This window comes from Enterococcus quebecensis, assembly GCF_001730365.1.
Taxonomy (GTDB): domain Bacteria; phylum Bacillota; class Bacilli; order Lactobacillales; family Enterococcaceae; genus Enterococcus_L; species Enterococcus_L quebecensis.
On sequence record NZ_MIKB01000001.1, the window covers coordinates 623,170 to 629,420 of the forward strand.

Consider the following 6,251-nt stretch of genomic DNA (forward strand, 5'->3'; position numbering starts at 1 on the left):
AAGCTGCTTTTTTTAACCTTCTTCACCAATAATGTGTACTTCGGTCTCTAGTGCAACATCGTATTTTTCTTTAATCACTTCTTGAATATGAGCGATCAATTCCACATAATCTGTAGCTGTTGCATGATCGATATTTACAATAAAACCAGCATGCTTTTCTGAAATTTGAGCGCCGCCCCATTTCAATCCTTGTAAGCCAGCATCTTGAATCAATTTACCTGTAAAATGTCCCTCTGGGCGTTTAAAGACACTACCGCAAGAAGGGTATTCTAATGGTTGTTTGGATTCTCTTAGTTCTGTTAATTCATCCATCTTCTCTTTGATTTCTTCATGATTGCCTGTGGCTAAGGTAAAGGTCGCTTCTAGAACGATACAATGCATTTCCTGAATGGCACTATGACGGTAAGAGAATTGCATCTCTTCATTTGATAACGTTTTGACTGTTCCATCCGCTAATAAAACCTCTACAGAAGTGAAAATATCTGTGATTTCGCCTCCATAAGCACCAGCATTCATATAAACAGCTCCGCCTACACTCCCAGGAATCCCACAGGCAAATTCAAAACCTGTCAGATTTTTATCTAAGGCAACATACGTCGTATCAATTAATTTTGCGCCAGCTTCAACGATGATCTGATTTCCTGAAACAGACACTTGTTTCATATTTTCTAACATGATCACCATTCCGCGAATACCGCCATCACGAACGATTAAATTACTAGCATTACCTAAAACAAGCCATGGAATCTCGTGGTTTCTACAGTATTCCACTAAAGTAATTACTTCATCTTTTGACTTTGGAAAAGCTAATACATCCACTGGTCCGCCAGTTTTAGTAAAAGTAAAATTCATCAAAGGTTCATCAAAAAGCAGCGTTATATCCGTTAATTCATTTATCATTTCAATTTTATTCATCGAAAGTCGTTCCTTTCTTTCAAACATCCTATCTATTCTAGCACGCTAAAGAGAAACTTTCTAGTCTGAGTCTATAAAATATGTTGCTGATGTTGGCGAATCATTTGTGCGCACAACTCATGGCTAGTGACTATTTCCTCTTGTTTTAAAGGAGTAGCGTCATTTGTTTTAACCGCTTCGATAAATTCTTCCACCATTTGTTGGAAACCTCGTTTTTCTAGCGTTGTCGTCCAATCCGTAAACCCTTTTTGTTGGATTACTTGTGGCGTTTTGATTGTTAGATCAGTTAAATTTTCTAATATAAAGGTTCCTTCTGGACTTGTTAGTTGATACGTTTCAATATTCGCACCGGCAAAGAGATCCATTGAAACAATTGCAGTTGTTGTTTCAGTTTCTAAATGAAGAAAGGCTCTTTTTAAAAGACCATTTTCCTCGATTATTTTCGTTTGTACTTGGCGAATATCATCATCAAGAAGGTAAACGGCAATATCAGCTACATGTAAAAATAAATCATAAATCACAAAATTTGCTGTCTGTTCTGATGCTATTCGATTTTTTTGAATCAAAAGCATATTTTTATTTTTTATTGATTTCAGTTCCTCAACTAAAGGAGCGAAACGACGATTGAACCCAACCATTAATAGTAGATTTTTTTCTTCAGCTAAGGTTTGGATTTCTTTGACTTCTGCTAAATTTTCACTTAAAGGTTTATCTACAAACACGTGAATGCCTGCTTCTAATAATTGCTTTACTAAGTGACCATGAACATTGGTTGCTGCATGGATAAAACAAGCTGAAATACCACTTTGGATCAATTCTTCTGTGGATGAAACCATTTCGTTAAAGCCGTATTTTGCACTGATTTCTTTGCGTGTTTGTTCATTTCTTGTGGAAAGTACAAAGGTTGCTTTGTTTCTTAGTTGGGCATATATAGGTAGATATGCTTTTTGAGCGATATTTCCTAAGCCGATGATTCCGATTTTCATATGCTTCCCTCGCAGTCGATAATTGATAGGTCTATCATACTATATTTTTTGTGGAATTGTTTGAAATTAAAGAGCTTTGTAACTGAACTAGATTAAGATAGTGATTCTCTTGCTATTATGCCTTGGTTCCATTTATTGGTTGTTTATTTTCTGTTTGAATCATTTTCTTCACTCCTTCAATTTTTGATACACGAAAAAACGGTATCAGTGGTTAAATCCCTCACTAATACCGTTTCAATAACTGTATATTTCTTAGTTGAAATTATTGCACATCAAATAAACATTCAAAAGACTAGAAACGTACCTTGAATTTTTTTATAATAGATACAGCTAGCTTTTTTAAGCTATTGGCAACTTGATTAGTGAGTTACAGCTTACTAGTTAAGGCTTTACTATTCGACGCCAATCGGATAGTAAAGTGCCTTTTTTATTTAATTTTCAATGTAACTTTCAGCATCATCAATAAAAAATGTTAATTTCAAATCAGGATACTTTTTATCAAGTTCTCTTAAACAAGAAATAAATTTCCTGCTTTGTAATTTTTCAGAAACATCATCAAAAACCGAACTAATTAATAACACATCTTCTTTAGAACAGTTTTTCAAATAATTGATAGTTTCATCTTCACTTTTGGATAAAATATTGGTCAAGTTTGCCCAACTTTTTTCAAGTCCAAAATCATCTTCTTCATTTATTTTTCTTCGTTCCTCTAAATTTTCTTTAATTTGATTAAATATATTCATAATTTTTCTCCCAATTAAATAATTATTTATGGTTGTTTTGTACCATCTGGAAAAATAGTTCCAATTTTTCCATCAGTTTTTATCACACCAACTCGTACACCATTATAATCTCCAAAAATAACTTCACCATTTTTAGCACTTGCAAAGTTTGGTTGGCTAGCAATCTGTTGTCCTGCAGTCTCTATATCTTTACTTGTCCAATTTTCTGGAAACCATGATTGCCCTGTTCCAGTACGTTTAGATGGCGTTTTATGGTGTGATACATTTCCAGTTCTAACACCATTAGGATAAGTTTTTTCAATATTTACTTCAAACCCATTTTCTTTTAGGAAATCAATGTTAGATTGACCATGACCGCCACCTTTCATTTTAGATACTTTTCCTGTAGAAGGATTGACAGTGAAATCTCCAACATCAGCATGTTTCAAACTTTGTTCTGGAATTTCAACTTTAGCCCCACTGGCTTTCTTATAACCCGAACTTCCCTTACTTTTATCTCTATCTAATGTATAATTCTTCCCATCCTTACTTCCTTTTAAAACAGGATTTTTAGATGGTTTTGTCCCTTGACCAGTTAAACCTTTCGCTCCATAATGAGCACCAACTGCTACCACAGCAATCGCACTTGCAACAGCCGACCACCGTTGTGCTTTTTCTAAATCTGTTAATGGTTTACCCGTCTTTTGGTTAATCCCCGTTCTCAATTAGAATATAAGCCTCTTACCATTGTTTCATTTTTTAATACAAAAAAATGATATCAGAGCGTTTCATACACTAATATCATCTTAATTACTTTACTTTTTTCGAATTTTATTCAACAACCTTTTTAGTTTTTACACATAAATACAACTGAATTTTATTCGCTATTGGCAACTTGATTCATGAGTGTACTCTCACTAGTCAAAGCTCTATTTTCTCAATTTCCGTCGAGTGATAGAGGGCCTATTATTATATTTACTTTTCCATTTTATAATTTTTGATCCAATTAAGTGTTTCTTTTTTATTTGTGATTAATTTGATAAAATTTGCTTCCTCAAATTGAACTTGAGTATCTTTTATATCGACACCATGAGCCTCACTTAACATATCAATTACCATTACTTTTCCTTCTGAGCTAGATAATAAATATTGATTACCTTCTAAAAATATCCCTTTGTATTGGCTTCCTTCATATAATTCATCACTAAAACTAGTCCTCTTACTAGTATCATCAAAAACTACAAAATCTATTGTTTCCTGCAAATTATCTTCATCAATTTCTGAAAGCAAGAAATCCTCTATTTTAAATATTTGTTGCTTTCCATATAATTGTAAGATATCCGTTATTTGTTTATCAATCACTATGTTTACCTCCTATTTAAGATTTTGGAACAGGGTAAGTCGTCCACACATTTTTTAATTCATCATAAACTATTTTTATGTGTGTTTCGCCTTTTGTTCCAATAACTTTTCCTGTATCAATAATACTAGAAAAAGAATTTTGCCCCTGACTTCCTACTCCATTTGGTATAGTTTCTATAAGCTTTCCATTTTTTAATGCATCTTGAACTATTTTATTAGCTTCTTCTGCCGAAGAGACATTAAACTTTCTAGCTCGCTTAGCAGTTGAACTATTCAAATGTTTATTCTTAATTTCAAACTCCTTAATATTAATATCCTGTATTTTTCCAAGCCCATTAGGTTTCTTATAACCCGAACTTCCCTTACTTTTATCTCGATCCAGTGTATAATTCTTCCGATCTTTACTTCCTTTTAAAACAGAACTTTTAGATGGTTTCGCCCCTTTACCAGTAAACCCTTTCGACCCATAATGAGCGCCAACTGCTACCACTGCGATCGCACTTGCAACAGCCGACCACCGTTGTGCTTTTTCTAGGTCTGTTAATGGTTTACCCGTCTTTTGGTTAATCCCCGTTCTCAATTCTTCTGCCATTATTTTGAAATAATCATCCACGAGGTTATTCTCTGGTTTCATCAGGATATCTAGATAATCTTTATACTTCTGATTAAATTGAAAATCTGCTTGCAAGACTTTTGTTGAACCGGTTACCCACATCCATACGTAAGCACCTGTTGCCAATTGGACTCGGCAATATTGTCTGCCTTTCATCCCTTCCGCAAATTTCTTCGTGCGTTTATTTTCTAAATCTTCCGCTCAAGGCTTTACTATCCGACGCCAATCAGATAGTAAAGTGCCTTTTTTATTTTTAAATTTACTTATCTTGCCAAAAGAATAGATTGTCTTTCATGCTTAATTCTTCTACAAGAATGTTTTTACAAACAATATTCATTGTCATAATTGACACGTCAATTGAACATTCAATAAATTCCTCATTTTCCATGCATTTGTTTAATGAAATATCTTGTGCATAATAGCCGGATTTCGGTCCTGTATCTTTAACTTTAAAATCACCTCGCCAATTCGCATCAGTCTCATAGTTAACTTTATAACAAGAAGTAAATGATATTTTCCAACAGTACTCTTCATTTTTTTCTATATAAATATACACTTCATCACCAAAATATTGACTTTGAATATCTAAAACTAATAAATCCCAATAATTTGTTTTATCAATTTTTGTTTGAATTTCATTAATCATTATAATAACTCCTATCTTTTATTTATCATTCCATGGTAAATGCCCCTCAGGACTAGTTCTATCTACTATATTTCCTATCTTATCTAATGGATTTCCTAAATCATCATAAATATGCATATGTTGATATTTTGTTATCTTATCAGGTGGATCAATACGTACTCTCATCTGACCACTTGCATCTTTTATGTGAACTCGTCCATTATTTTCAAAAAATTGCCAATCTTTCGGTATACTATTTCTTAACTCATCTAATGACATATTATTAATTTCATTAGGTTTTAATTTATTAAGATTAGCCCCACTGGCTTTCTTATAACCCGAACTTCCCTTACTTTTATCCCTATCTAATGTATAATTCTTCCCATCTTTACTTCCTTTTAAAACAGGATTTTTAGATAGTTTCGCCCCTTTACCAGTAAACCCTTTCGCTCCATAATGGGCTCCAACTGCTACCACAGCAATCGCACTTGCAACGGCCGACCACCGTTGTGCTTTTTCTAAATCTGTTAATGGTTTACCCGTCTTTTGGTTAATCCCCGTTCTCAATTCTTCTGCGATTATTTTGAAATAATCATCCACGAGGTTATTCTCTGGTTTCATCAAAATATCTAAATAATCTTTATACTTCTGATTAAATTGAAAATCCGCTTGCGAGACTTTTGTTGGATCGGTTACCCACATCCAAACATAAGCACCTGTTGCTAACTGGACTCGGCAATATTGTCTGCCTTTCATGCCTTCCGCAAATTTCTTCGTGCGTTTATTTTCTAAATCTTCCGCTCGTTTTCCCCAGCGATCATTGATCGAAGTCGCCCACGTCATATCTAGTTTTCCAATATCAAAAGTACCCGAAGCCGCATTCCAGGCTTTACATCCACTAACTTGGGCTATTCCTCGAGCTAGTTCTTGCTCGCAGGCTTCGTATTCTGAAAAGAAACTTGCGGAACGGGCGTTATAAGCATGAAACTTCTCTAACTGTTCTCTTTTTTTGGCAATACACTCACAAG

The 6,251-nt window shown here is 34.1% G+C and carries 7 protein-coding genes and 1 pseudogene; all 8 read right to left on the minus strand.

Going from position 1 to position 6,251, the window contains the following annotated elements:
* Positions 1-12: 12 nt before the first annotated feature.
* Entirely contained in the window at positions 13-915 is a 903-nt protein-coding gene (murB, locus tag BCR23_RS02790; protein WP_069633971.1) for a UDP-N-acetylmuramate dehydrogenase, read from the minus strand.
* Positions 916-986: 71 nt separating this feature from the next.
* Entirely contained in the window at positions 987-1,901 is a 915-nt protein-coding gene (locus BCR23_RS02795; RefSeq protein WP_069633972.1) for a Gfo/Idh/MocA family protein, read from the minus strand.
* A 431-nt stretch (positions 1,902-2,332) separates the two neighbouring features.
* On the minus strand, positions 2,333-2,644 hold the full coding sequence (locus BCR23_RS02800; RefSeq protein ID WP_069633973.1) for a hypothetical protein: 312 nt from the start codon (positions 2,642-2,644) through the stop codon (positions 2,333-2,335).
* Between the two features lie 26 nt (positions 2,645-2,670).
* Complete coding sequence (locus BCR23_RS14895; protein WP_240482518.1) at positions 2,671-3,348, minus strand: EndoU domain-containing protein; 678 nt, start codon at positions 3,346-3,348, stop codon at positions 2,671-2,673.
* A gap of 250 nt (positions 3,349-3,598) precedes the next feature.
* Complete coding sequence (locus BCR23_RS02810) at positions 3,599-3,985, minus strand: hypothetical protein (protein ID WP_069633974.1); 387 nt, start codon at positions 3,983-3,985, stop codon at positions 3,599-3,601.
* 16 nt (positions 3,986-4,001) lie between these two features.
* On the minus strand, positions 4,002-4,754 hold the full coding sequence (locus BCR23_RS14820) for a hypothetical protein (RefSeq protein ID WP_205688485.1): 753 nt from the start codon (positions 4,752-4,754) through the stop codon (positions 4,002-4,004).
* Between the two features lie 103 nt (positions 4,755-4,857).
* A complete protein-coding gene (locus BCR23_RS02820) occupies positions 4,858-5,244 on the minus strand; it encodes a hypothetical protein (protein ID WP_069633976.1) in 387 nt (128 codons plus the stop codon).
* Between the two features lie 18 nt (positions 5,245-5,262).
* A pseudogene (locus BCR23_RS14825) lies at positions 5,263-6,251 on the minus strand (hypothetical protein); the annotation flags it as partial.